Annotated in this window: 34 protein-coding genes and 1 pseudogene; 1 reads left to right on the forward strand and 34 read right to left on the reverse strand. The window is 33.5% G+C overall.

What is annotated here, in order from left to right; all coding sequences use genetic code 11:
* The first annotated feature begins 273 nt into the window (after positions 1 to 273).
* Positions 274 to 1,134 carry a LysR family transcriptional regulator gene (locus ACK2WO_RS01570; protein WP_178411886.1) on the forward strand — a complete coding sequence of 287 codons (861 nt, stop codon included), beginning with the start codon at positions 274 to 276 and terminating at the stop codon, positions 1,132 to 1,134.
* A gap of 116 nt (positions 1,135 to 1,250) precedes the next feature.
* Here the strand turns inward: ACK2WO_RS01570 and ACK2WO_RS01575 are convergent, their stop codons facing one another.
* The 34 genes and pseudogenes from ACK2WO_RS01575 to rplB all read right to left on the reverse strand — a co-directional run bounded on the left by ACK2WO_RS01575 (position 1,251) and on the right by rplB (position 20,536).
* Positions 1,251 to 2,009 (reverse strand): EFR1 family ferrodoxin, encoded by a 759-nt coding sequence (locus tag ACK2WO_RS01575; protein WP_414698211.1) that lies wholly within the window; start codon positions 2,007 to 2,009, stop codon positions 1,251 to 1,253.
* 184 nt (positions 2,010 to 2,193) lie between these two features.
* Complete coding sequence (rpsI, locus tag ACK2WO_RS01580; protein WP_178412775.1) at positions 2,194 to 2,586, reverse strand: 30S ribosomal protein S9; 393 nt, start codon at positions 2,584 to 2,586, stop codon at positions 2,194 to 2,196.
* 22 nt (positions 2,587 to 2,608) lie between these two features.
* Positions 2,609 to 3,037 (reverse strand): 50S ribosomal protein L13, encoded by a 429-nt coding sequence (rplM, locus tag ACK2WO_RS01585; RefSeq protein ID WP_178412774.1) that lies wholly within the window; start codon positions 3,035 to 3,037, stop codon positions 2,609 to 2,611.
* Between the two features lie 122 nt (positions 3,038 to 3,159).
* Positions 3,160 to 3,891 carry a tRNA pseudouridine(38-40) synthase TruA gene (truA, locus tag ACK2WO_RS01590; protein ID WP_414698212.1) on the reverse strand — a complete coding sequence of 244 codons (732 nt, stop codon included), beginning with the start codon at positions 3,889 to 3,891 and terminating at the stop codon, positions 3,160 to 3,162.
* Between the two features lie 22 nt (positions 3,892 to 3,913).
* The gene (locus ACK2WO_RS01595; protein ID WP_414698213.1) at positions 3,914 to 4,711 is read right to left on the reverse strand and encodes an energy-coupling factor transporter transmembrane component T family protein; all 798 of its coding nucleotides are present in this window, start codon (positions 4,709 to 4,711) and stop codon (positions 3,914 to 3,916) included.
* The gene (locus ACK2WO_RS01600; protein ID WP_178412771.1) at positions 4,711 to 5,571 is read right to left on the reverse strand and encodes an energy-coupling factor transporter ATPase; all 861 of its coding nucleotides are present in this window, start codon (positions 5,569 to 5,571) and stop codon (positions 4,711 to 4,713) included. Before ACK2WO_RS01600 ends, ACK2WO_RS01595 begins: the two co-directional genes overlap by 1 nt.
* Positions 5,556 to 6,395: an energy-coupling factor transporter ATPase gene (locus ACK2WO_RS01605; RefSeq protein ID WP_414698214.1), complete on the reverse strand. Its 840-nt coding sequence runs from the start codon at positions 6,393 to 6,395 to the stop codon at positions 5,556 to 5,558. The genes ACK2WO_RS01600 and ACK2WO_RS01605 overlap by 16 nt, the downstream gene beginning before the upstream one ends.
* 470 nt (positions 6,396 to 6,865) lie before the next feature.
* The gene (gene rplQ / locus ACK2WO_RS01610; RefSeq protein WP_006440526.1) at positions 6,866 to 7,207 is read right to left on the reverse strand and encodes a 50S ribosomal protein L17; all 342 of its coding nucleotides are present in this window, start codon (positions 7,205 to 7,207) and stop codon (positions 6,866 to 6,868) included.
* A 50-nt stretch (positions 7,208 to 7,257) separates the two neighbouring features.
* The gene (locus tag ACK2WO_RS01615) at positions 7,258 to 8,205 is read right to left on the reverse strand and encodes a DNA-directed RNA polymerase subunit alpha (protein ID WP_178412908.1); all 948 of its coding nucleotides are present in this window, start codon (positions 8,203 to 8,205) and stop codon (positions 7,258 to 7,260) included.
* An 87-nt stretch (positions 8,206 to 8,292) separates the two neighbouring features.
* Positions 8,293 to 8,916: a 30S ribosomal protein S4 gene (gene rpsD / locus ACK2WO_RS01620; RefSeq protein ID WP_178412907.1), complete on the reverse strand. Its 624-nt coding sequence runs from the start codon at positions 8,914 to 8,916 to the stop codon at positions 8,293 to 8,295.
* Positions 8,917 to 8,958: 42 nt separating this feature from the next.
* Complete coding sequence (rpsK, locus tag ACK2WO_RS01625; protein WP_006440523.1) at positions 8,959 to 9,357, reverse strand: 30S ribosomal protein S11; 399 nt, start codon at positions 9,355 to 9,357, stop codon at positions 8,959 to 8,961.
* Between the two features lie 47 nt (positions 9,358 to 9,404).
* Positions 9,405 to 9,776, reverse strand: a complete 372-nt coding sequence (gene rpsM / locus ACK2WO_RS01630) for a 30S ribosomal protein S13 (protein WP_040410593.1) — start codon at positions 9,774 to 9,776, stop codon at positions 9,405 to 9,407.
* A 136-nt stretch (positions 9,777 to 9,912) separates the two neighbouring features.
* Positions 9,913 to 10,026: a 50S ribosomal protein L36 gene (gene rpmJ, locus ACK2WO_RS01635; protein ID WP_002509257.1), complete on the reverse strand. Its 114-nt coding sequence runs from the start codon at positions 10,024 to 10,026 to the stop codon at positions 9,913 to 9,915.
* 27 nt (positions 10,027 to 10,053) lie between these two features.
* Positions 10,054 to 10,272: a translation initiation factor IF-1 gene (infA, locus tag ACK2WO_RS01640; protein ID WP_040410592.1), complete on the reverse strand. Its 219-nt coding sequence runs from the start codon at positions 10,270 to 10,272 to the stop codon at positions 10,054 to 10,056.
* A 161-nt stretch (positions 10,273 to 10,433) separates the two neighbouring features.
* A complete protein-coding gene (gene map / locus ACK2WO_RS01645; RefSeq protein WP_414698215.1) occupies positions 10,434 to 11,180 on the reverse strand; it encodes a type I methionyl aminopeptidase in 747 nt (248 codons plus the stop codon).
* A 3-nt stretch (positions 11,181 to 11,183) separates the two neighbouring features.
* Positions 11,184 to 11,825: an adenylate kinase gene (locus ACK2WO_RS01650; RefSeq protein WP_006440519.1), complete on the reverse strand. Its 642-nt coding sequence runs from the start codon at positions 11,823 to 11,825 to the stop codon at positions 11,184 to 11,186.
* A gap of 24 nt (positions 11,826 to 11,849) precedes the next feature.
* Complete coding sequence (secY, locus tag ACK2WO_RS01655; protein WP_178412904.1) at positions 11,850 to 13,118, reverse strand: preprotein translocase subunit SecY; 1,269 nt, start codon at positions 13,116 to 13,118, stop codon at positions 11,850 to 11,852.
* Between the two features lie 43 nt (positions 13,119 to 13,161).
* Entirely contained in the window at positions 13,162 to 13,605 is a 444-nt protein-coding gene (gene rplO, locus ACK2WO_RS01660; RefSeq protein WP_006440517.1) for a 50S ribosomal protein L15, read from the reverse strand.
* A gap of 33 nt (positions 13,606 to 13,638) precedes the next feature.
* Positions 13,639 to 13,824, reverse strand: coding sequence for a 50S ribosomal protein L30 (rpmD, locus tag ACK2WO_RS01665; protein ID WP_414698216.1), 186 nt, complete (start codon positions 13,822 to 13,824; stop codon positions 13,639 to 13,641).
* A gap of 14 nt (positions 13,825 to 13,838) precedes the next feature.
* The gene (gene rpsE, locus ACK2WO_RS01670) at positions 13,839 to 14,345 is read right to left on the reverse strand and encodes a 30S ribosomal protein S5 (RefSeq protein ID WP_006440515.1); all 507 of its coding nucleotides are present in this window, start codon (positions 14,343 to 14,345) and stop codon (positions 13,839 to 13,841) included.
* A gap of 18 nt (positions 14,346 to 14,363) precedes the next feature.
* Positions 14,364 to 14,732 (reverse strand): 50S ribosomal protein L18, encoded by a 369-nt coding sequence (gene rplR, locus ACK2WO_RS01675; RefSeq protein ID WP_178412903.1) that lies wholly within the window; start codon positions 14,730 to 14,732, stop codon positions 14,364 to 14,366.
* 44 nt (positions 14,733 to 14,776) lie between these two features.
* The gene (gene rplF, locus ACK2WO_RS01680; RefSeq protein WP_178412902.1) at positions 14,777 to 15,319 is read right to left on the reverse strand and encodes a 50S ribosomal protein L6; all 543 of its coding nucleotides are present in this window, start codon (positions 15,317 to 15,319) and stop codon (positions 14,777 to 14,779) included.
* Positions 15,320 to 15,348: 29 nt separating this feature from the next.
* Complete coding sequence (gene rpsH, locus ACK2WO_RS01685; protein ID WP_178412901.1) at positions 15,349 to 15,747, reverse strand: 30S ribosomal protein S8; 399 nt, start codon at positions 15,745 to 15,747, stop codon at positions 15,349 to 15,351.
* Between the two features lie 31 nt (positions 15,748 to 15,778).
* Positions 15,779 to 15,964, reverse strand: coding sequence for a type Z 30S ribosomal protein S14 (locus ACK2WO_RS01690; protein WP_178412900.1), 186 nt, complete (start codon positions 15,962 to 15,964; stop codon positions 15,779 to 15,781).
* 17 nt (positions 15,965 to 15,981) lie between these two features.
* A complete protein-coding gene (gene rplE / locus ACK2WO_RS01695) occupies positions 15,982 to 16,524 on the reverse strand; it encodes a 50S ribosomal protein L5 (protein WP_178412899.1) in 543 nt (180 codons plus the stop codon).
* Between the two features lie 25 nt (positions 16,525 to 16,549).
* Positions 16,550 to 16,855 carry a 50S ribosomal protein L24 gene (gene rplX / locus ACK2WO_RS01700; RefSeq protein ID WP_006440507.1) on the reverse strand — a complete coding sequence of 102 codons (306 nt, stop codon included), beginning with the start codon at positions 16,853 to 16,855 and terminating at the stop codon, positions 16,550 to 16,552.
* Between the two features lie 23 nt (positions 16,856 to 16,878).
* Positions 16,879 to 17,247: a 50S ribosomal protein L14 gene (gene rplN / locus ACK2WO_RS01705; RefSeq protein WP_006440506.1), complete on the reverse strand. Its 369-nt coding sequence runs from the start codon at positions 17,245 to 17,247 to the stop codon at positions 16,879 to 16,881.
* Between the two features lie 24 nt (positions 17,248 to 17,271).
* Entirely contained in the window at positions 17,272 to 17,526 is a 255-nt protein-coding gene (gene rpsQ / locus ACK2WO_RS01710; RefSeq protein ID WP_040410590.1) for a 30S ribosomal protein S17, read from the reverse strand.
* A 24-nt stretch (positions 17,527 to 17,550) separates the two neighbouring features.
* The gene (gene rpmC, locus ACK2WO_RS01715; RefSeq protein ID WP_006440504.1) at positions 17,551 to 17,754 is read right to left on the reverse strand and encodes a 50S ribosomal protein L29; all 204 of its coding nucleotides are present in this window, start codon (positions 17,752 to 17,754) and stop codon (positions 17,551 to 17,553) included.
* A gap of 1 nt (position 17,755) precedes the next feature.
* On the reverse strand, positions 17,756 to 18,184 hold the full coding sequence (gene rplP / locus ACK2WO_RS01720; RefSeq protein ID WP_040410589.1) for a 50S ribosomal protein L16: 429 nt from the start codon (positions 18,182 to 18,184) through the stop codon (positions 17,756 to 17,758).
* Between the two features lie 33 nt (positions 18,185 to 18,217).
* On the reverse strand, positions 18,218 to 19,009 hold the full coding sequence (rpsC, locus tag ACK2WO_RS01725) for a 30S ribosomal protein S3 (RefSeq protein ID WP_178412898.1): 792 nt from the start codon (positions 19,007 to 19,009) through the stop codon (positions 18,218 to 18,220).
* Between the two features lie 17 nt (positions 19,010 to 19,026).
* Positions 19,027 to 19,359: a 50S ribosomal protein L22 gene (rplV, locus tag ACK2WO_RS01730; RefSeq protein WP_006440501.1), complete on the reverse strand. Its 333-nt coding sequence runs from the start codon at positions 19,357 to 19,359 to the stop codon at positions 19,027 to 19,029.
* A 24-nt stretch (positions 19,360 to 19,383) separates the two neighbouring features.
* Positions 19,384 to 19,663 (reverse strand): annotated as a pseudogene (rpsS, locus tag ACK2WO_RS01735) (30S ribosomal protein S19).
* Between the two features lie 42 nt (positions 19,664 to 19,705).
* On the reverse strand, positions 19,706 to 20,536 hold the full coding sequence (gene rplB, locus ACK2WO_RS01740; protein ID WP_006440499.1) for a 50S ribosomal protein L2: 831 nt from the start codon (positions 20,534 to 20,536) through the stop codon (positions 19,706 to 19,708).
* Positions 20,537 to 20,540: the final 4 nt, after the last annotated feature.

Consider the following 20,540-nt stretch of genomic DNA (forward strand, 5'->3'; position numbering starts at 1 on the left):
TTATATATTTTTTTCAATTTTGTCAATATAATTTTCGATATTATACAGTATTCTATTATATTCTTTTACTTTCGTCTATGAATTTTTTATTTATAACATATATATATTCGATTTTTTCTATTATACTTAAAATCCTTTTGTATTTTCTCATACTTTCATTTATAATTAATAGTATATATGTTTTCTTATAGATAACTATCTTAAATTTATAGGGTGTTTAAATAGTTATCTGAACAGTTACTATAAAATAAATTTTTTAATTGGTGATTAGGTATGAAAATTGAGAAACTACATTATTTTGAAAGTGTCGCACGTAACAAAAATTTTACAAAGGCAGCTAAAGAATGTCACATCGCTCAGCCCGCAATAAGTCATCATATTCAAAACCTTGAAGAGGAATTGGGTACAGAATTATTTATTAGAAATAGTAGAAATGTATCACTGACTCCTCAAGGAGAAATTTTCTACAAAGAAGTTGTGAAAATTTTAAAAGCTTATGAAGACGCGGTTATGAAAACAAAATTTAGCTCAATGTACTCAAAAGGTAAATTGACTATTGGTATGTACGGTTTTAGCTCTTTAAATATCTTAGATTCAGCGGTATCTGCATTGAAGTCAAAATATCCAAATGTCGATATAATTTTTGACAGATGTCAAGACGCTTATTATGCGGACTATCTATTAAGTGGTAAATACGATGTTATTTTGGCTTATGTCTCATCAACATTAGAACTACCAGATAGTATAGATAGTAAGCTTGTTCGTTCATGCCCACTTGGAATTCTAATTCCAAAAACACATGAGCTAGCCGAAAAAGATACTGTGACAATGAATGATATTGTAAACGCAAAAGAAGACGTATACGTACTAGATACGCATATCAGCTATATGAAAAAACATACTGATATAGCCCATTCTAGAATAAAATCAGAGGATGATATGGAACTTCTTTTAATAACAGGATCTATCAACAAATCCATTATTTTTACTACTAGACATGAAGCTGATGAATTCCACAATGCTTCTATGACTTTTAGAGAGGTTTCTGATAGTGTTATTACTGCAAACCAGGGAATTTATTATTTAAAAAATCATAATAATTGGGTACTTACTCAATTGCTAAACAATCTTTAAGTTAATTACTTTTGAAATAATAAGAAAAACACCTTCTTTATAGAGGGTGTTTTTTCTTTTATCAATTTATTATCTTATCGCTTTATTCAATTATTTTTTATTTATAACCTTTACTTTTATATCATAAGTTCATTTTCTTTTCTTTCTTTGCACATTGTTGTAAGCTTTTCAACAAGACCTGCCTTCATAGTTTCATCTAATATTCTAGCACCTGTTGGACATACTGATATACATCTCATACAAGCCATGCATACGTCTTTATCCACAGTTTTAGGCTTATCCATAGGTATTGCACCTACTGGACATTTTTTTGCACATAATCCACATTCTACACAGTTTTCATTAGCTTCTGGTTTTAATGCAGAGCCTTTCCATTCTTTGTATGGAATATTTCCTTTAGGCATTAATTCTGTATTTATTTCTCCACTTTCAAATTTAGCTTTTATTTCTTCTGAGAATTTCTTTAATTCTTCCTCATCTGATTTATCTGGTCTACCTGCTGCTAGATTTCTAGCTATTGAATGTTCTGCTATAGCAGCTACCATAGCTCCAACTACAAATCCATTTTCTTCAAGAACATTTTTTAACTCTAGTAGTGTGTCGTCGTAATCTCTATTTCCGTAAACTACAACTGCAACAGCTTTTGCTCCATTTCCTTTTATTTTATTGATTCTATCCACAGCTACAGTTGGTATTCTTCCTCCAAATGAAGGCACTGAAATTATACACATATCCTCAGGTTTTATGTTTACATCTTCATAGTTGAAGTGTAAGTCGCTTATATCTAGGTCTTTTGTTTCTTTCCAAGCTGATGAAAGTAGTTTTGTTACTTTTTCTGTTCCACCTGTAGGACTAAAATAGATTGAATATAACATTATAATCATTCCCTTCTACAATATTTTCTTTAATTTTAATTATACTCTTTTATATTTTATATTTTAATAAGCAAATTATATATACATTAAAAAAGAACCTCTAGTAAAACTGAGGGTTTTCTAGACATAAAAAAACCCGAGATAAAATATCTCGGGATTTCTTGCACAATATAATACGTAAAAACTATCTTTTTGAGAACTGTGGAGCTCTTCTGGCAGCTTTTAAACCGTATTTCTTTCTTTCTTTCATTCTAGCATCTCTAGTTAAGAATCCTTCTTTCTTTAAAGCAGGTCTTAAATCTTCGTCAGCTTTTAATAAAGCTCTAGATATACCGTGTCTTATAGCACCAGCCTGTCCAGTGAATCCTCCACCTTCAACTTTTACTATAACGTCAAATTTATTTTCAGTTTCAGTTAATACTAATGGCTGTTTAACGTCTCTTATTAATGTTTCGTAGTTGAAATATTCTTCTAACGCTCTACCATTTACTGTTATATTTCCTTCACCTGCAACTAATCTAACTCTAGCTACAGAATGTTTTCTTCTTCCTGTTCCTATGTACTGTACATTTGCCATGATAACTCCTCCTTTCACCTAATTAAAATTCTATTACTTCTGGATTCTGAGCTGCATGATCATGTTCAGCACCAGCGAATACTCTTAATCTAGTCATCATTCTGCTTCTTAATTTATTTTTTGGTAACATACCGCTAACTGCGTGAGCTACAACTTCTTCAGGTTTTTTAGCCATCATTTCTCTGTATGATATTTCTTTTAAACCACCTACATAACCTGTGTGGTATCTGTAGTATTTCTGATCTAATTTTTTACCTGTTAAAACTACTTTTGATGCATTTACAACTACTACGAAGTCTCCTCCGTCCACGTGTGGTGTAAATGTTGGTTTATGTTTCCCTCTTAATAATGTTGCAACTTCAGTTGCTAAACGACCTAAAGTTTTTCCTTCAGCGTCAACTAAGTACCAGTTTCTTTTAACGTCTGCTGGTTTAGCTATATAACTTTTCATATCTGTCCCTCCTTAACTTTTTTCCTTTAAAAATATTTTTCCGTTTATGTCAAGTCCGGGGCAAAGTGGACTTATTAACACATTCTTGTATATTATACGACTATAACCGAAAAGTGTCAAGATTAATAAAAAACTTTTTTGAGGAATAATGCGTGTCCTGGAGCCGTATGACCGGCTTTTGACCTATCCTTAGATTTTATTATATCTTCCATGCTTTCAGTTATTCTACCCCTTCCGATATCTATAAGCGTACCAGAAAGAATTCTAACCATGTTGTAAAGGAATCCATTTCCTTCAAACTCAAATACTATTAAATCTCCTTCTTTTTCTATTTTTACGCTTCTTATCGTTCTTACAGTATCTTTTACAGATGAACCGCTGCTCATGAATCCACAGAAGTCATAAGTTCCAATAAGCGACTTTGCTTCTTTATTCATCTTTTCAAAATCCAAATCGTATTTTACTTGATACGATATGTCTTTTAAAATAGGATTGCGGTATCTGTTATTATACACCAAATATCTGTATATTTTACCCTTTGCACTATATCTAGCATGGAAATCGTCATCGACTTCCTCTGCTTCTATTATAGATATGTCTTTGGGTAACTTAGAGTTTAACGCATCTGGTATTCTGTTTACAGGTATTTGAGATTCTATTTTAAAATTAGCCACCTGTCCAAGTGCATGCACTCCTGCATCTGTTCTTCCAGATCCGTTTATTTTTACTTTTTCACCTGTTATTTCTTTTATTGCATATTCAATATTTCCCTGTATTCCCGGAGAATCTGGCTGTTCCTGCCATCCACAATATTTTTCTCCATTGTATTGAACAGTTATTTTTATATTTCTCATTTAATCCTCCAAATAGGTAAATTTATATGTATCTTGTAGCTGCTACAGCAACCATATAAAGTATTATGAAGAATGTAGCTACATACTCTCTTTTACCTATTACAGTTTCTTTCATTTTTGTTCTATTATCTCCACCTCTGTAGCATCTAGCCTCCATTGCCATAGCAAGCTCGTCAGCTCTTCTAAATGCACTTACAAATAGCGGTACTAAAAGAGGAACAAGACTCTTAGCTCTGTTTATTAGCTTCTTACTTTCAAAATCCGCGCCTCTAGACATCTGAGCCTTCATTATCTTATCAGTTTCGTCTAGTAGTGTTGGTATGAATCTTAAGGCTATAGTCATCATCATTGCAAGTTCATGCACCGGTAGACCTATTTTCTTAAATGGATTTAATACCCTCTCTATTCCGTCTGTAAGCGCTATAGGAGATGTTGTAAGCGTTAATAAAGATGTTCCTACTATAAGCATAGCAAGTCTTATAGACATAAATATAGCCTGTCTGATACCTTCTTTAGTTATCGCTAAAAATCCAAATGACCATATTTTTTCACCAGGTATACAGAACATATTCACGATAAATGTGAATAATATTATCCATTTAAGAGGTTTTAACCCCTTTAGTATAAATTTTACCGGTATCTTTGACATTACAGTAAGTATTAATAAGACAACAAATACTCCTATATACACAGGCATTTTATTTATCATAAATATAGAAATCATAAATAATATCGTAGCTATTAATTTTAGACCTGCATCTAATTTATGTATAGGAGACGAAGCCGGGTAAAACTGACCGACAGTTATATCTTTTAACATTATTTTCTACCTCCTATCACTCTTAGTATTTCGTCTTTAGCTTCTTCAGGAGTTATTATATCCTGTCTAATATCAAAGCCTTTTTCTCTTAATTTTATAGCTAATTCTAGAACTTGAGGAATATCCAGACCTATTTCTTTTAGCCTATGAGCATTGTTGTTGAATACCTCTCTAGGATTTCCCATAAATTCTATTTTTCCTTTATTCATTACTATAAGCGTTTTTACTAATTTAGCCATATCATCCATGCTGTGAGATGATAGTATTACTGTTATATTTCTTTCCCTGTGTAGTTTTTTTATAAGTTCAAATATTTCTTCTCTACCACCTGGATCTAGTCCTGCAGTCGGCTCATCAAGTATTAATACTTCTGGATCCATAGCTATTACTCCTGCTATTGCAACCCTTCTCTTCTGCCCACCAGATAATTCAAATGGAGATTTTTCTCTATATTTTTCATAATCTAGTCCAACAGCTTCCATAGAAGCTTTTACTCTTTTAGTTATTTCCTCTTGATCTAGTCCCATATTTCCTGGACCAAATGCTATATCTTTTTCTATTGTTTCTTCAAATAACTGATACTCTGGATACTGAAATACTACCCCAACTCTTTTTCTTATTTCAGTTAGATTTATATCCTTCTGAGTTATTTCAAAGTCATTTATGTATATGCTGCCTGATGAAGGCTTTAGAAGTCCATTTAAATGCTGTATAAGTGTAGATTTCCCTGAGCCTGTGTGTCCAATTAGTCCAACAAAGTCATTATCCTCTATATCAAACGTTATATCGTCTAGAGCTCTATTTTCAAATGGCATCCCCTCATCATATATGTATGTTAAATTTCTTACTTTAATAGACATAATTCATTCACCATCTCATCCACTGTTAATATATCTTCTCTTATTTTTAATCCTTCTTTGTTTAGCATGTGAGATATTTCTGTCATACAAGGCACATCAAGACCTATTTTTTTAAGTCTATCTATCTCTTTAAATACTTCTCGTGGAGTCCCTTCTAATACTTTTCTACCCTTTTCCATAACTATAACTCTATCAGCTTCTACAGCCTCTTCCATAAAGTGAGTTATATGTATTGCAGTTATATTTTCTTCTTTGTTTAATTTCTTTATTGTTTTCATTACTTCTTTTCTACCAGATGGATCTAGCATAGCTGTAGCCTCATCGAATATTATACATTCAGGCTTCATAGCTATTATCCCAGCTATTGCAACTCTCTGTTTCTGTCCTCCAGAAAGTAAGTGTGGCTGTCTATCTTTAAATTCGTACATTCCTACGCTTTTTAAAGATTCTTCTACTCTTCTTCTTATTTCTGACGGCTCTATTCCTAAGTTTTCTGGCCCAAAAGCTACATCCTCTTCAACTATTGTAGCAACTATCTGGTTGTCTGGATTCTGAAATACCATTCCTGCAGTCTGTCTTATATCCCACATCTTGTCTGTATCTTTTGTATTCATTCCATTTACAATTATATCCCCTTCAGTAGGCTTTAGTATTGCATTCATATTCTTTGAAAGTGTCGATTTCCCAGAACCATTGTGCCCTATTATTACAACAAATTCACCTTTTTTTATATCTAAATTAAAATCATCTATAGCTTTGTACTTGTCGCCCTCTTCATTTTCATAGCAAAAGGAAAGATTTTTTATTTGTATGAGATTTTCCATTATTTACACCCCTTTTTTCCTATACATTTAAATCTTTATTGCCTAAATTCTATAAAACACCAAATTCTATAAAACATTATAATAGTTTATTATATCATACAATTAATACACGATAGTTACAATTATAGAGGATTTTATATACTATATCTATAAGTTTTCGAATATTAAATAAATTTATAGATTATATCCATACATTGATATTTATTATTCTTTTATTCTATATTTTTTAAATTTTGCATAAAAAAACAGACTGTAAAGTCTCACAGCCTGTATCCCCAGTTTAACATTCCCTCTAGATATTTATCCTCTAGTAGCTCTTTTTTCTTATATTAAATTAAAGTTTTATTTCCTCAGATATTTTTTATAAAGTCAATTTATTATAATTTTCTTAGTTTTTTTGAAACTTGTTTTTAATTCTAAAAATGCTATGGCATATAAAACACCATAGCATTTATTTATCAATACAGTAATTATACTAATTCTATGAAGGCCATTTCAGCAGCGTCGCCTCTTCTTGGTCCTTTTTTGATTATTCTAGTATATCCACCATTTCTTTCAGCATATTTTGGAGCTATTTCTGTGAATAAGTTACTAACAACAGTTTCATCAAGAACATAAGCTAAAACCTGTCTTCTAGCGTGAAGATCTCCTCTTTTTGCAAGAGTTATCATCTTTTCAGCCATTCTACGAGTTTCTTTTGCTCTAGTTACTGTAGTTTCTATTCTTCCTTCTCTTAGTAAGTCAGTTACTAAGTTTCTTAACATAAGGTTTCTGTGAGCAGTTTCACGACCTAATTTACGGTAAGTTGCCATTCTGTCCCCTCCTTTTCGAGTTTATAAATTTATTTATATTCGAAAGTCTATTATTCTTCGTTAGGTTTTAATCCTAGTCCTAATTCATCTAGTTTCTGTATAACTTCTTCTAGTGATTTTTTACCTAGGTTTCTAACCTTCATCATATCGTCTTCAGATTTATTAGCTAGCTCTTCTACTGTGTTTATACCCGCTCTTTTTAAACAGTTGTATGATCTTACTGATAAATCTAATTCTTCGATTGTCATTTCAAGAACTTTTTCTTTCTGGTCTTCTTCTTTTTCTACCATTATTTCAACATTGCTTACATGCTCTGTTAAATCTATGAATAGTTTAAGATGTTCAACTAGAACTTTGGCAGCTAGAGATATTCCTTCCTGAGGATTTATACTTCCATTTGTCCAAACTTCTAAAGTTAATTTATCATAGTCAGATTTCTGACCTACTCTTGTATTTTCAACATGATAGTTTACTTTTTCTACAGGAGTATATATTGAGTCAACAGGTAGTACACCTATTGGCATATTTTCTGATTTGTTTTCTTCAGCAGGAACATATCCTCTGCCTTTGTCAACATGTATATCCATATTAAGCTTAGAACCTTCGTCTAATGTAGCTATTTTAAGATCCTTGCTTATTATTTCAACATCTGGTGGGCAGATTATATCTGCACCTGTTACTGTACAAGGACCCTGAGCTTCTATTTTAAGTGTTCTGTTTCCTTCACCGTCTATAGTAGCTGAAAGTTCTTTTAAAGTTAATATTATTTCTGTAACATCTTCTTTTACTCCAGGTATAGTAGAGAATTCATGAAGAACTCCTTCTATTTTAACAGCGTTAACTGCAACACCTGGTAATGAAGATAACAGTATTCTTCTTAGTGCATTTCCTATAGTTATTCCGTATCCTCTTTCAAGAGGTTCAACAACGAATTTACCATATCTGAAATCTTCGCTAAGTTCTATTATATCTACCTTTGGCTTTTCTATTTCTATCATGGATAAAACCCTCCTTAACATTCAGTAATCCACTGAGGGTAAATAAATTTTAATTTAATATAAGTTATTAAGCTAATTAATTTCTTATTATTTAGAGTATAACTCTATGATTAAGTGTTCAGCTATTTCAAGATCTATATCTTCTCTAGTTGGAAGAGAAACAACTTTAGCACACATTTCATCTAAGTTATTTTCTAACCAGTTTGGAGCTATTCTAGTGTTGTTTTCAACTAAAGCTTTGAATTTAGCTGATGATTTAGATGTTTCTTTAACTGCTATAACATCACCAACATTAACTGTTAAAGATGGTATATCAACTTTTTTACCATTTAAAGTAAAGTGAGCGTGAGTTACTAACTGTCTAGCTTCTTTTCTAGATGCAGCTAATCCCATTCTGTAAACAACGTTGTCTAATCTTCTTTCTAATAAGCTTAAAAGATTAGCCCCTGTTTTACCAGACATTTTTTCTGCTCTTTCATATAAGTTTCTGAACTGAGTTTCTAAAACTCCGTATATTCTTTTAACTTTCTGTTTTTCTCTTAACTGTTCTCCGTAGTTAGAAACTTTTTTTCTTCCCTGTCCGTGCTGACCTGGAGCGTAGTTTCTTCTATCTAAAGCACATTTATCTGTATAGCATCTGTCACCTTTAAGGAATAATTTCATTCCTTCTCTACGGCACTGTCTGCATGATGCACCTGTATATCTTGCCATTAAATTACACCTCCTGCGATTATTTCTATATATATTCTCGAATTACACTCTTCTTCTTTTTGGTGGTCTACAACCGTTGTGTGGTATTGGAGTAACGTCTTTTATCATTGTTACTTCTAGACCTGTTGCCTGTAAAGCTCTTATTGCAGCTTCTCTTCCTGAACCTGGTCCTTTTACGAATACTTCAACAGTTTTTAAACCGTGTTCCATTGCAGCTTTTGCAGCTGTTTCTGCTGCCATCTGAGATGCGAATGGAGTCGCTTTTCTTGATCCTTTGAATCCTAACTGACCTGAAGACGCCCAAGATATTGCGTTTCCGTGTACGTCAGTTAAAGTTACTATTGTATTATTAAATGTAGACTGTATATGTGCATGTCCACGTTCTATGTTTTTACGTTCTTTTCTTCTAACACGTGTTACTTTCTTTTTAGCTTTTGCCATTTTTACTGTTTCCCTCCTTTATATTTTTAATATATAGTTAATTTAATTTATTTTTTCTTTTTACGAGATACAGTCTTTTTAGGACCTTTTCTTGTTCTTGCATTAGTTTTAGTTTTCTGACCTCTACATGGAAGACCTTTCATGTGTCTTATACCTCTGTAGCATTTTATATCTCTAAGTCTTTTTATATTTAAAGCTATTTCTCTTCTTAAGTCACCTTCAACTAAGAAGTCTTCATCTATTATTTTTCTTAATTCATTAACTTCGTCTTCTGATAAATCTTTTATTCTTGTATCTGGATTTATCCCGGCTTTAGCTAATATTTCATTTGAAGTTGCTTTACCTATACCATATATATAAGTTAAGCCTATTTCTGCTCTTTTTTCTCTAGGTAAGTCTACCCCAGCTATTCTTGCCATTATTGCACCTCCTATAATTGATTTCAATTTATTTTCCGTATCTAGATAATTATCAATATTCAACGCCGCTGTTAACAATCACAGTATATTATTATACTACATAAGCGACTAAAATACTAGTAATATTTTATAAGTTTTATCCCTGTTTCTGTTTGTGTTTAGGGTTTTCACATATAACCATTACTTTACCTTTTCTTTTTATAACTTTACATTTTTCACATATTGGTTTTACTGATGGTCTAACCTTCATTATTTATCCCTCCTCAGACTAAAACGTCTACTTCTTACGCCAAGTGATTCTTCCTCTTGTAAGATCGTAAGGTGAAAGTTCAACATTTACCTTGTCCCCTTCAAGAATTCTTATGAAGTTCATTCTTAGCTTCCCTGAAATATGACATAATATTTCATGTCCATTTTCAAGTTTTACTTTAAACATTGCATTAGGTAAGCTTTCAACAACTGTACCTTCTAATTCTATAACATCTTTTTTGGCCATATTAATTAACCAAACCTCCATTTCAGTAAGCTAGTTTTACCAGCTTCTTAAGTTCCGCTTTATAAAGAATCTATCATATCTTCTGAGGATAGTATTTTGGCTCTCATACTATCTCTCAAAAGATCTGTGTTTCTAATTTGCTTAACTTTTTTTACCTTGGACTAAATCTTTGTTAGTATCAAAGGTTCATCCTCAGTAATTGCTATTGTGTGCTCATAATGAGCTGATTTTTTCTTATCTGCTGTAACAGCAGTCCAACCATTTGATAAAGTGAACACATGGCAAGTCCCGACATTTACCATTGGCTCAATGGCTAACACCATACCCTTTTTTAATCTAGGGCCTTTACCTGGTGGACCATAGTTAAGTATCTCTGGTGCTTCGTGAAGTCGTTTCCCTACTCCATGACCAGCATATGACCTAACTACTGAAAAGTTGTTGTTTTGTATGTGTACTTGTATCGCATGCGAGATATCTGAAAGTCTATATCCGACTTTCGCAAATTTTAATCCTTCATAGAAGCTCTCTTTTGTAACTTCTATTAGTTTCCTATCTTCTTCAGATATCACAGCAACGGCATGTGTTTTTGCAGCATCCCCATGATATCCTTTATAATAGGCTCCTATATCAATACTTATAATGTCACCTTCTTTAAGTATCCTCTTCCCAGGTATTCCATGGACAACCTCTTCATTAACTGAAGCACATATACTTGCAGGGAATCCGTTATACCCTTTAAAAGAAGGCTCTGCATTATATTTCCTGATATTATTTTCAGCTATTTTATCTAATTCCTCGGTTGATATTCCTGGAGCAATAGCTTTTCTCAGAACTTCATGAGTATCAGCGACTATTTTTCCCGCTTCTCTCATGAGTTCTATTTGTCTATCATTTTTTCTAATTATCATTTATTAGCTTAAAGATTCAACTATATCAGCAAATACTTTATCTATATCCTGATCCCCATTTATATCGGCTACTATTCCCTGTTCAGAGTAGTATCCTACTAATGGTTTAGTTTCATCTAAATAAACCTGTATTCTTCTAGAAACAGTTTCTTCATTGTCGTCTGCTCTCTGGTGAAGAGGTTCTCCACATTTGTCACAAACGCCTTCTACTTTAGTTGGATTAAATTCTACGTGGAATGTTGCACCGCAAGCTTTACATATTCTTCTTCCTACAGCTCTTCCTACTAATATACTCTTATCAACTTCTATGTTAACTATTTTATCAAGTTTTAATCCAGCTTCATTTAAATATTTGTCAAGCTGTTCAGCCTGATTTATATTTCTTGGGAATCCATCAAGCATAAATCCATTTTTGCAATCTTCCTGAGATATTCTATCAACAACAAGTCCGCAAGTTAATTCATCTGGAACTAGAAGTCCCTGATCCATGTATTCTTTTGCTTTTGTTCCTAATTCTGTGCCTTCTTTTATATTCTTTCTAAATATGTCTCCAGTAGATATATGAGGTATATCGTATTTTTCCACTATTTTTGCTGCCTGAGTACCTTTACCTGCCCCTGGAGGTCCAAGTAATATTATTCTCATATTATTCATCTCCAATTCGATAAATTATTTTAAAAATCCCTGGTAATTTCTCATTACTAAATTCGATTCAAGCTGTCTCTTTAATTCAAGAGCAACTCCGACAACGATTAGAAGTGAAGTACCTGCTAAACTCATCGGTAATGAAAGATAATGAGTTATAAGTGCTGGTATCATAGCGATTACACCTAGGAATGCAGCACCAGCTAAAGTTAATCTTGATAATATTCTTGATAGGTAGTCTTCTGTTGGTTTACCTGGTCTTATACCTGGTATGAATCCACCACCATTTTTCATATTCTTAGTTATATCTTCTACATTAAAAGATATAGTTGTGTAGAAATATGAGAAGAATATTATAAGTAATATTTCTATTGATCTATATATCCAGAATCCCTGCTCTGTAGCTCCACTTAACCACTGCTGAACAAACTGTTGAGCATCTGTCCCCATGAACATTGCTATTGTCTGTGGCATAGCTAATATAGAACTTGCGAATATTATTGGCATAACCCCTGACTGGTTAACTTTCATTGGTATATGAGAACTCTGTCCTCCATACATTTTTCTTCCAACAACTCTCTTCGCATACTGAACTGGTATCTTTCTTGTAGCTTCCTGTATAAATGTAACACCTAGTATAGTTAAAAGTATTACTACAACAAGAAGTATAGCAGCCCAAATTGGTGTAGCACCAGATTTTATTTGGTTTGCTATAGCTATTCCATCTATTGGTATTCTTGATATTATACCAACAAATATTATAACAGAACTACCATTTCCTAGTCCCTTTTCTGTTATTTTATCACCAATCCACATAACCATCATACTTGCTGAAACAAGTGTTATTATAACAGTTGTGATGAAAAATACATTATCAGATTTTAAAGCACTTCTAACAATTCCAAGTGTTATTCCTATAGCCTGAACAAATGCTAGTGCAAGTGCAGTACATCTTGTGTACTTATCCATCTTTTTCTTACCTTCTTCTCCTGATTTCTGAAGTTCTTTTAAACTTTCAAATCCAACAGTAAGAAGTTGTATGATGATCGAAGCAGTGATATAAGGTCCTATTCCTAAAGCAAATAGTGTAAAGTTACTAAACGCTCCCCCAGTAAACATATTATATAAAGATAAAAGGTTATTACCCTCTACCATCTGTTTTATAATACTAGTGTCTATCCCTGGCACCGGTATAGTAGTACCTATTCTAAATACCACTACCATCATTAGTGTATATAGAAGTTTTTTTCTTATTTCTTTAAGTTTCCAAGCCTGCTTTATCTGTGACAGCACGTTTTAATCACCCCGCTTGACTGGCCTGGAGAACAGCAGGTTATTATACTAACTCTGCTTTTCCTCCAGCTTTTTCTATTTTTTCCTGAGCTGAAGCAGTGAATTTTGCTGCTTTAACTGTTAAAGCTTTTTCTAATTCACCTTCACCTAAGATTTTTATTCCATCTTTAGCTATTTTGCTTATAACTTTAGTTGATTTTAATAATTCAGCTGTTATTTCAGTTCCGTTTTCGAATCTGTTAAGATCTTTAACGTTTACTTCAGTGTATTCTTTAGCGAATATGTTAGTGAAACCTCTCTTAGGAAGTCTTCTTGATAAAGGCATCTGTCCACCTTCGAAACCAACTCTAACTCCTCCACCTGAACGAGACCACTGACCTTTCTGTCCACGTCCTGAAGTTTTACCCTGTCCAGTCGCAGTACCTCTACCTAATCTTTTAGTAGATCTTACAGCACCTTTAGCAGGTTTTAATTCATGTAATTTCATGGTTTTGCACCTCCTTTAATTTCCGTTTTGATATTATTCAGTTATTTCAGTCACTTCTACTAAGTGAGAAACTTTTTTTATCATACCTCTCATCTGAGGTGTATCTTCTTTAACTACTACCTGTTCTCTTTTTCTTAACCCTAACGCTTCAACGTTTTTTCTCTGATTAGGAGTAGTTCCTATTGTACTTCTAACTAATTTTATCTGTAATTTAGCCATTTTTAACTACCTCCTTAACCTAATAATTCTTCAACTTTTTTTCCTCTTAATCTAGCTATATCTTCAGCTGTTTTAAGTGAATTAAGTCCTTCTATAGTTGCGTTTACCATGTTTCTTGGGTTATTAGAACCTAAAGATTTAGCTCTAACGTCTTTTAATCCAGCTAATTCAAGTACGGCTCTTGCAGGACCCCCTGCTATAACTCCTGTACCTTCTGCAGCAGGCATTATAAGTATTTTACCAGCACCGAAGTGTCCGTTAACTTCGTGAGGTATAGTAGTACCAACCATTGGTACAGTTATTAAATTCTTTTTAGCATCTTCTACGGCTTTTTTTATAGCATCTGGAACTTCCATTGCTTTTCCAGAACCTATACCTACATGTCCGTTTTCATCTCCAACAACTACTAAAGCTGCGAATCTAAAGTTTCTACCACCTTTAACAACTTTAGTAACACGTCTAACTTCAACAACTCTTTCCTGTAGATCAAGAGCTGATGCATCTATTGGTTTACGTAGCATGTGTTTCCCTCCTTTTTATTAGAATTTAAGACCAGCTTCTCTAGCTCCGTCTGCTAATTCTTTTATTCTTCCGTGATATATATATCCACCTCTGTCGAATACAACTTCAGTGATTCCTTTTTCTATAGCTTTTTTAGCAACTAATTCTCCAACTTTTCTAGCTGCTTCTTTGTTTCCTGTATGTCCAACAGCTTCTTTAACTTCTTTTTCTAATGAAGAAGCAGCAGTTAAAGTAACTCTCTGAACGTCATCTATTATCTGAGCATATATGTTATTAGCACTTCTGAAGACACAAAGTCTTGGTCTAGCAGCTGTACCAGAAAGATTTTTTCTTACTCTTTTATGTCTCTGAACTCTTTTAGCGTTTTTATCAGCTTTTTTTATCACTTCATTCACTCCTTTCCAGTGTGTATATTAAGTAACTATTTTACTTATTTTTTACCAGTTTTACCTTCTTTACGTATGATTACTTCATCAACGTATCTTATACCTTTACCTTTGTATGGTTCTGGTTTTCTCCAAGCTCTTATTTTAGCAGCGTAGTTTCCTACTAACTGTTTGTCAGTACCTTTAACAACTATTTCTAGCTGGTTTGGACACTCAACTGTTATACCTTCTGGATCTTCCATTTCTACTGGATGAGAGAATCCTAAGTTCATAACTAATGTTTTTCCGTTTTTCTGGGCTCTGTAACCAACACCCTTTAATTCCATTTTCTTTTCGTATCCTTCACTAACACCAACTATCATGTTGTTTAATAAAGTTCTTGTTAATCCGTGTAAAGATCTATGTTTTTTGTTGTCAGTTGGTCTTGTAACAACTATTGTATTTTCTTCTTTGTTTATAGTTAATTCATCACTTAACTGTTTTACTAATGTTCCTTTTGGTCCTTTTACTGTAACTAAGTTTCCTTCAGCTATTTCAACTTCAACTCCTGCAGGAACGTTTATTGGTTTAACACCTATTCTTGACATCGTAGCACCTCCTTACTTTTTAACGATTATTACCAAACGTAGCAGATTACTTCTCCACCAACATTTTCTTTTCTTGCTTCTTTATCTGTTAATATACCTTTAGAAGTAGACATTATAGCTACACCTAATCCGTTTAATACCTTTGGTATTTCGTCTTTAGAGCTGTAAACTCTCATACCAGGTTTAGATATTCTCTTAAGTCCTGATATAACTCTTTCGCCTTCTATTCCGTACTTTAATTGTAATCTTATTATTCCCTGTTTTCCATCTTCTATAACGTCATAACCTTTAACGAAACCTTCTTCAAGAAGTATTCTAGCTATTTCTTTTTTTATGTTAGAAGCGGGAACGTCAACAGTTTCATGCTTAACTGTGTTCGCATTTCTTATACGAGTAAGCATATCTGCAATTGGATCTGTCATTGTCATTTTATAGCCCTCCTTCCATTCTTTCCAAATCTTACCAACTTGCTTTTCTTACGCCAGGTATTTCACCTTTGTATGCTAATTCTCTAAAGCATATACGGCATATTCCAAAGTCTTTTAAAACTGCATGTGGTCTTCCACATATAGAACATCTAGTGTATTCTCTAGTTTTATATTTCTGTTTTCTCTGCTGTTTAACAACCATTGCTTTTCTAGCCACGGGAATCCCTCCTTTACTTACTTAGAAAATGGCATTCCTAATAATTTTATTAATTCACGAGCTTCTTCGTCAGTTTTAGCTGTAGTAACGAAGATTATGTCCATTCCTCTAACTTTGTCTACTTTATCGTATTCTATTTCAGGGAATATTAACTGTTCTTTTATTCCTAGTGCGTAGTTTCCTCTTCCGTCGAATGAATCTGCACTTACACCTCTGAAGTCTCTAACTCTTGGTAAAGAAACAGTAACTAATTTATCCATGAAGTAGAACATTTTGTCATCTCTTAATGTAACTTTTGTACCTATTGGCATTCCTTCTCTTAATTTGAAGTTCGCAACAGATTTTCTAGCTCTAGTTATAACTGGTTTCTGTCCAGATATTATTTCTAGTTCTTCAACAGCTTTTTCTAATCCTTTTGGATTTTCTTTAGCGTCACCTATCCCCATGTTTATAACTATTTTAACTAATTTAGGTATTTCCATTACGTTTTTGTATTCAAATTTCTCCATTAAAGCTGGAGCAACTTCTTTTATATATTTTTCTTCTAATCTAGAAGCCATTTAAGGTCCCTCCTTTCATTACTTATTATAATTCTTTTCCGCTCTTTGCTGATACTCTTACTTTAACTCCGTCTTTTTCTACGAATCTAACTCTAACACCTTTTCCTGTTTCAGGATCGAATGGCATTACATTAGACATATCTATTGGAGCTTCTTTATTTATTATTCCACCCTGCTGGTTCATAGCAGATGGTTTCTGGTGTTTAGTTATTACGTTAACTCCTTCAACAGTAACTTTGTTAGCTTTAGGGTTTACGTTAAGAACTGTACCTTTTTTACCTTTGTCTTTTCCTGCTATAACTACTACAGTGTCACCTTTTTTAACTCTCATCATTTCTCATTGCACCTCCTTAATTATAAAACTTCTGGAGCAAGAGAAACTATTTTCATAAAGTCATTATCTCTTAATTCTCTTGCAACAGGCCCAAATATACGAGTTCCTACTGGAGTTTTATCGTCTTTTATTATAACTGCTGCATTTTCATCAAATGATATATAACTTCCGTCGTTACGTCTTACGCCTTTTTTGCTTCTTACTATAACTGCTTTTACAACTTTACCTTTTTTTACAACTCCACCTGGTGTTGCACTTTTTACTGTAGCAACAACTACGTCGCCTATATTAGCATATCTTCTTTTACTTCCACCAAGAACACGTATAGTTAATAGTTCTTTGGCACCAGAGTTGTCTGCAACTCTTAGACGAGTTTCCTGCTGTATCATCGTAATCCCTCCTTCTTAAAAAAACTATTTAACCTTTTCAACAACTTCAACTAATCTAAATCTTTTATCTTTTGATAAAGGTCTAGTTTCCATTATTTTAACTCTATCTCCGATGTTACATACGTTGTTTTCATCATGAGCTTTGAATGTTTTTGTTCTCTTAACACGTTTGTTGTATAATGGATGACGAACGAATTCTTCAACAGCAACAACTATTGTTTTATCCATTTTATCACTTACAACACGGCCTATTCTAACTTTTCTTCTTCCTCTTTCCATGTTTAAAAAGCCTCCTTCCAATTATTAAGCTCTAGCTTCGTTTAACTTTCTTTCAGCAAGAACAGTTTTAACTTTTGCTATATCTTTTTTAACAAATTTGATTCTAGCTGTATTTTCTAACTGACCAGTAGCTAATTGGAATCTTAAGCTAAATAATTCACTTTTGAATTCGTTTAATTTTTCTGTAAGCTGTTCACTTGTTAATTCTCTTAATTCTTTAGCTTTCATCCTATTCACCACCCTTTACCTGATCTTCTTTTTTAACAAATTTACATTTGATAGGTAGTTTGTTAGCAGCAAGTCTCATAGCTTCTCTTGCTTTTTCTTCTCCTACACCACCTATTTCGAACATTACTCTTCCTGGTTTTACAACTGCTACCCAGTATTCTGGTGAACCTTTACCGGCACCCATACGAGTTTCAGCTGGTTTTCTTGTTATTGGTTTATGAGGGAATATTTTTATCCAAACTTTTCCCCCTCTTTTCATATATCTTGTCATCGCAACTCTGGCTGCTTCTATCTGGTTTGAAGTTATCCAAGATGGTTCCATAGCAACTAGACCGAAATCACCGTAAGTTACTGTGTTACCTTTGTTAGCTTTCCCAGACATGCTTCCTCTGTGAACTCTACGACGTTTAACTCTCTTTGGCATTAACATGAGTATTTTTCCTCCCTTCCTCGAACCTTTTAATTAGTTTTCTTTATTTTCAGTTCTCTGAGGTCTTGATCCCTGAGGTCTTCTGTTTCCTCTGTTGTTTCTATCATTTCCTCTTCTGTTATTTCTCTTATTATCTCTGTTGTCTCTTCTACCTGGTCTTTCAGGTCTTGGATCTGCACCTGGAACGTGTTTAGTTGGAAGAACTTCACCGTTGCATATCCAAACTTTTATACCTATTTTACCGTAAGTAGTATCTGCTTCAGCGAATCCGTAATCTATATCAGATCTTAAAGTCTGTAGAGGTACATTTCCTTCGCTGTATCCTTCTGTTCTAGCCATTTCAGCTCCACCTAATCTACCAGAAGCAGCAACTTTTATACCTTTAGCTCCTGATTTCATAGCTCTCTGTATTCCCTGTTTCATTGCTCTTCTGAAGGCAACCCTTCTTTCTATAGCAGCAGCTATATTTTCAGCAACTAACTGAGCATCTCTATCTACGTTTTTAACTTCAACTATGTTAACTATAACAGTTTTTCCAGTTAATTTTTCTAATTCAGCTTTTAAAGCTTCTATTTCAGAACCTGCTCTACCTATAACAACACCTGGTTTAGCAACATGTAAATCTAATTTAACTTTATTAGCTGATCTTTCTATTTCTATTTTAGCAACTCCAGCAGAGTATAATTTTTTCTTTAAGAATTTACGGATATTGTGGTCTTCTAATATGAAGCTTCCGAACTCTTTACCATTATTAGTGAACCATCTTGAATCCCAATCTTTTATAACACCGACTCTTAGTCCGTGTGGATTAACTTTCTGACCCATTACTGTACCTCCTTCTCTTATTTTTCTTTAAGTACAACTTCTATATGAGAAGTTCTTTTTCTTATTTCGCATGCACGTCCCTGAGCTCTAGGCATATATCTTTTCATTGTTGGCCCCTGGTTTGCAACTATTGATGCTATGTATAATTTATCTGTATCCATTTCGTGGTTGTTTTCTGCATTTGCTTTTGCTGATGCAACAACTTTTGCTATTATTGAAGCTGCCTCTCTAGGAGTGAACTTTAATATTGCTAAAGCTTCATCAACATTTTTTCCTCTAACAAGATCGCATATCTGTCCTGCTTTTCTTGCTGAAACACGTACATATTTAGCAGTAGCTTTTGCTTCCATTACGTGGTCCTCCTTTCAACATAATTATTTTCTTTTATTTGATTTTTCGTCGTCTTTATGTCCTTTGAAAGTTCTTGTTGGAACGAATTCTCCTAATTTGTGTCCAACCATATCTTCAGTTATGTATACTGGAACATGTTTTCTTCCGTCATGTACAGCTATTGTATTTTCAACGAACTGTGGGAATATTGTAGAAGTTCTTGACCAAGTTTTTATAACTTCTCTGTTTCCGCTAGCGTTCATAGCTTCTATTCTTTAATAGACCCTTATGCACGAAAGGTCCTTTTTTAGTTGATCTTGACATGTATGATCCTCCTTTCCGAATAAATAAATCTATTAACGATTACTATTTAGTTCTTCTTGAAACTATTAATTTATTTGAAGCTTTGTTTTTCTTTCTAGTTTTGTATCCAAGAGCAGGTTTACCCCAAGGTGTAACTGGTGATGGTCTACCTATTGGAGCTCTACCTTCCCCACCACCGTGTGGATGGTCGTTAGGGTTCATTACAGAACCTCTTACTGTAGGTCTCATACCCATATGTCTTGTTCTACCAGCTTTACCTATAACAACGTTACCGTGTTCTATGTTACCAACCTGTCCTATAGTAGCTTTACATTCTACGCTTACTAATCTCATTTCACCTGATGGTAATCTTAGTAATGCATTTTTTCCTTCTTTAGCCATTAACTGAGCAGAAACACCTGCTGATCTTACTAACTGACCACCTTTACCTGGTTTAAGTTCTATATTGTGAACTAATGTACCAACTGGCATGTCTTTTAACTGTAAGCAGTTACCTGGTTTTATGTCAGCACCTTTACCTGATAGTAAAGTATCTCCAACTTTTATTCCAACTGGTGCTAATATATATCTTTTTTCACCATCTGCATAGTGTAATAAAGCTATGTTAGCAGTTCTGTTTGGATCGTATTCTATTGTAGCAACCTTTGCAGGTATACCATCTTTATTTCTTTTGAAATCTATTAATCTATATTTTCTTTTCTGTCTTCCACCTCTGTGACGAACAGTTATTCTACCGTGAGCATTTCTACCAGAGTTATTTTTTAGGTTAACTAAAAGTGATTTTTCTGGGCTGTTAGTAGTTATTTCATCAGAAACTAAAACTGTCATCTGTCTTAAGGCAGGAGAAGTAGGTTTAAACTTTTTAATAGCCATTCTT

Origin of the sequence: Peptacetobacter sp. AB845, from assembly GCF_047528295.1 — a bacterium.
In the GTDB taxonomy this organism is placed as follows: domain Bacteria; phylum Bacillota; class Clostridia; order Peptostreptococcales; family Peptostreptococcaceae; genus Peptacetobacter.

What these genes read in the sequence shown, in the direction of transcription:
- ACK2WO_RS01570 (WP_178411886.1), top strand. Translation starts at nt 274, where the DNA reads ATGAAAATTGAGAAACTACATTATTTTGAAAGTGTCGCACGTAACAAA.
- ACK2WO_RS01575 (WP_414698211.1), bottom strand. Translation starts at nt 2,009, where the DNA reads ATGTTATATTCAATCTATTTTAGTCCTACAGGTGGAACAGAAAAAGTA.
- rpsI (WP_178412775.1), bottom strand. Translation starts at nt 2,586, where the DNA reads ATGGCAAATGTACAGTACATAGGAACAGGAAGAAGAAAACATTCTGTA.
- rplM (WP_178412774.1), bottom strand. Translation starts at nt 3,037, where the DNA reads ATGAAAAGTTATATAGCTAAACCAGCAGACGTTAAAAGAAACTGGTAC.
- truA (WP_414698212.1), bottom strand. Translation starts at nt 3,891, where the DNA reads ATGAGAAATATAAAAATAACTGTTCAATACAATGGAGAAAAATATTGT.
- ACK2WO_RS01595 (WP_414698213.1), bottom strand. Translation starts at nt 4,711, where the DNA reads ATGTTAAAAGATATAACTGTCGGTCAGTTTTACCCGGCTTCGTCTCCT.
- ACK2WO_RS01600 (WP_178412771.1), bottom strand. Translation starts at nt 5,571, where the DNA reads ATGTCTATTAAAGTAAGAAATTTAACATACATATATGATGAGGGGATG.
- ACK2WO_RS01605 (WP_414698214.1), bottom strand. Translation starts at nt 6,395, where the DNA reads ATGGAAAATCTCATACAAATAAAAAATCTTTCCTTTTGCTATGAAAAT.
- rplQ (WP_006440526.1), bottom strand. Translation starts at nt 7,207, where the DNA reads ATGGCAACTTACCGTAAATTAGGTCGTGAAACTGCTCACAGAAACCTT.
- ACK2WO_RS01615 (WP_178412908.1), bottom strand. Translation starts at nt 8,205, where the DNA reads ATGATAGAAATAGAAAAGCCAAAGGTAGATATAATAGAACTTAGCGAA.
- rpsD (WP_178412907.1), bottom strand. Translation starts at nt 8,916, where the DNA reads ATGGCAAGATATACAGGTGCATCATGCAGACAGTGCCGTAGAGAAGGA.
- rpsK (WP_006440523.1), bottom strand. Translation starts at nt 9,357, where the DNA reads ATGGCAAAAGCTAAAAAGAAAGTAACACGTGTTAGAAGAAAAGAACGT.
- rpsM (WP_040410593.1), bottom strand. Translation starts at nt 9,776, where the DNA reads ATGGCAAGAATAGCTGGGGTAGACTTACCTAGAGAAAAAAGAGCAGAA.
- rpmJ (WP_002509257.1), bottom strand. Translation starts at nt 10,026, where the DNA reads ATGAAGGTTAGACCATCAGTAAAACCAATATGTGAAAAATGTAAAGTT.
- infA (WP_040410592.1), bottom strand. Translation starts at nt 10,272, where the DNA reads ATGGCCAAAAAAGATGTTATAGAATTAGAAGGTACAGTTGTTGAAAGC.
- map (WP_414698215.1), bottom strand. Translation starts at nt 11,180, where the DNA reads ATGATAATTAGAAAAAATGATAGACAAATAGAACTCATGAGAGAAGCG.
- ACK2WO_RS01650 (WP_006440519.1), bottom strand. Translation starts at nt 11,825, where the DNA reads ATGAGAATAATATTACTTGGACCTCCAGGGGCAGGTAAAGGTACTCAG.
- rplO (WP_006440517.1), bottom strand. Translation starts at nt 13,605, where the DNA reads ATGAAATTACATGAATTAAAACCTGCTAAAGGTGCTGTAAGATCTACT.
- rpmD (WP_414698216.1), bottom strand. Translation starts at nt 13,824, where the DNA reads ATGGCTAAATTACAGATAAAATTAGTTAGAAGTACAATAGGAACTACT.
- rpsE (WP_006440515.1), bottom strand. Translation starts at nt 14,345, where the DNA reads ATGCTACGTAAACCAATAGATGCATCAGCTCTTGATCTACAGGAAAGA.
- rplF (WP_178412902.1), bottom strand. Translation starts at nt 15,319, where the DNA reads ATGTCAAGAATAGGTGTTAAACCAATAAACGTTCCTGCAGGAGTTGAA.
- rpsH (WP_178412901.1), bottom strand. Translation starts at nt 15,747, where the DNA reads ATGACAATGACAGATCCAATTGCAGATATGCTTACTCGTATAAGAAAT.
- rplE (WP_178412899.1), bottom strand. Translation starts at nt 16,524, where the DNA reads ATGGCTTCTAGATTAGAAGAAAAATATATAAAAGAAGTTGCTCCAGCT.
- rplX (WP_006440507.1), bottom strand. Translation starts at nt 16,855, where the DNA reads ATGAGAGTTAAAAAAGGTGACACTGTAGTAGTTATAGCAGGAAAAGAC.
- rplN (WP_006440506.1), bottom strand. Translation starts at nt 17,247, where the DNA reads ATGATACAGCAGGAAACTCGTCTAAGAGTTGCAGACAACTCTGGTGCC.
- rpsQ (WP_040410590.1), bottom strand. Translation starts at nt 17,526, where the DNA reads ATGGAAAGAGGAAGAAGAAAAGTTAGAATAGGCCGTGTTGTAAGTGAT.
- rpmC (WP_006440504.1), bottom strand. Translation starts at nt 17,754, where the DNA reads ATGAAAGCTAAAGAATTAAGAGAATTAACAAGTGAACAGCTTACAGAA.
- rplP (WP_040410589.1), bottom strand. Translation starts at nt 18,184, where the DNA reads ATGTTAATGCCAAAGAGAGTTAAACGTCGTAGAGTTCACAGAGGAAGC.
- rpsC (WP_178412898.1), bottom strand. Translation starts at nt 19,009, where the DNA reads ATGGGTCAGAAAGTTAATCCACACGGACTAAGAGTCGGTGTTATAAAA.
- rplV (WP_006440501.1), bottom strand. Translation starts at nt 19,359, where the DNA reads ATGGAAGCAAAAGCTACTGCTAAATATGTACGTGTTTCAGCAAGAAAA.
- rplB (WP_006440499.1), bottom strand. Translation starts at nt 20,536, where the DNA reads ATGGCTATTAAAAAGTTTAAACCTACTTCTCCTGCCTTAAGACAGATG.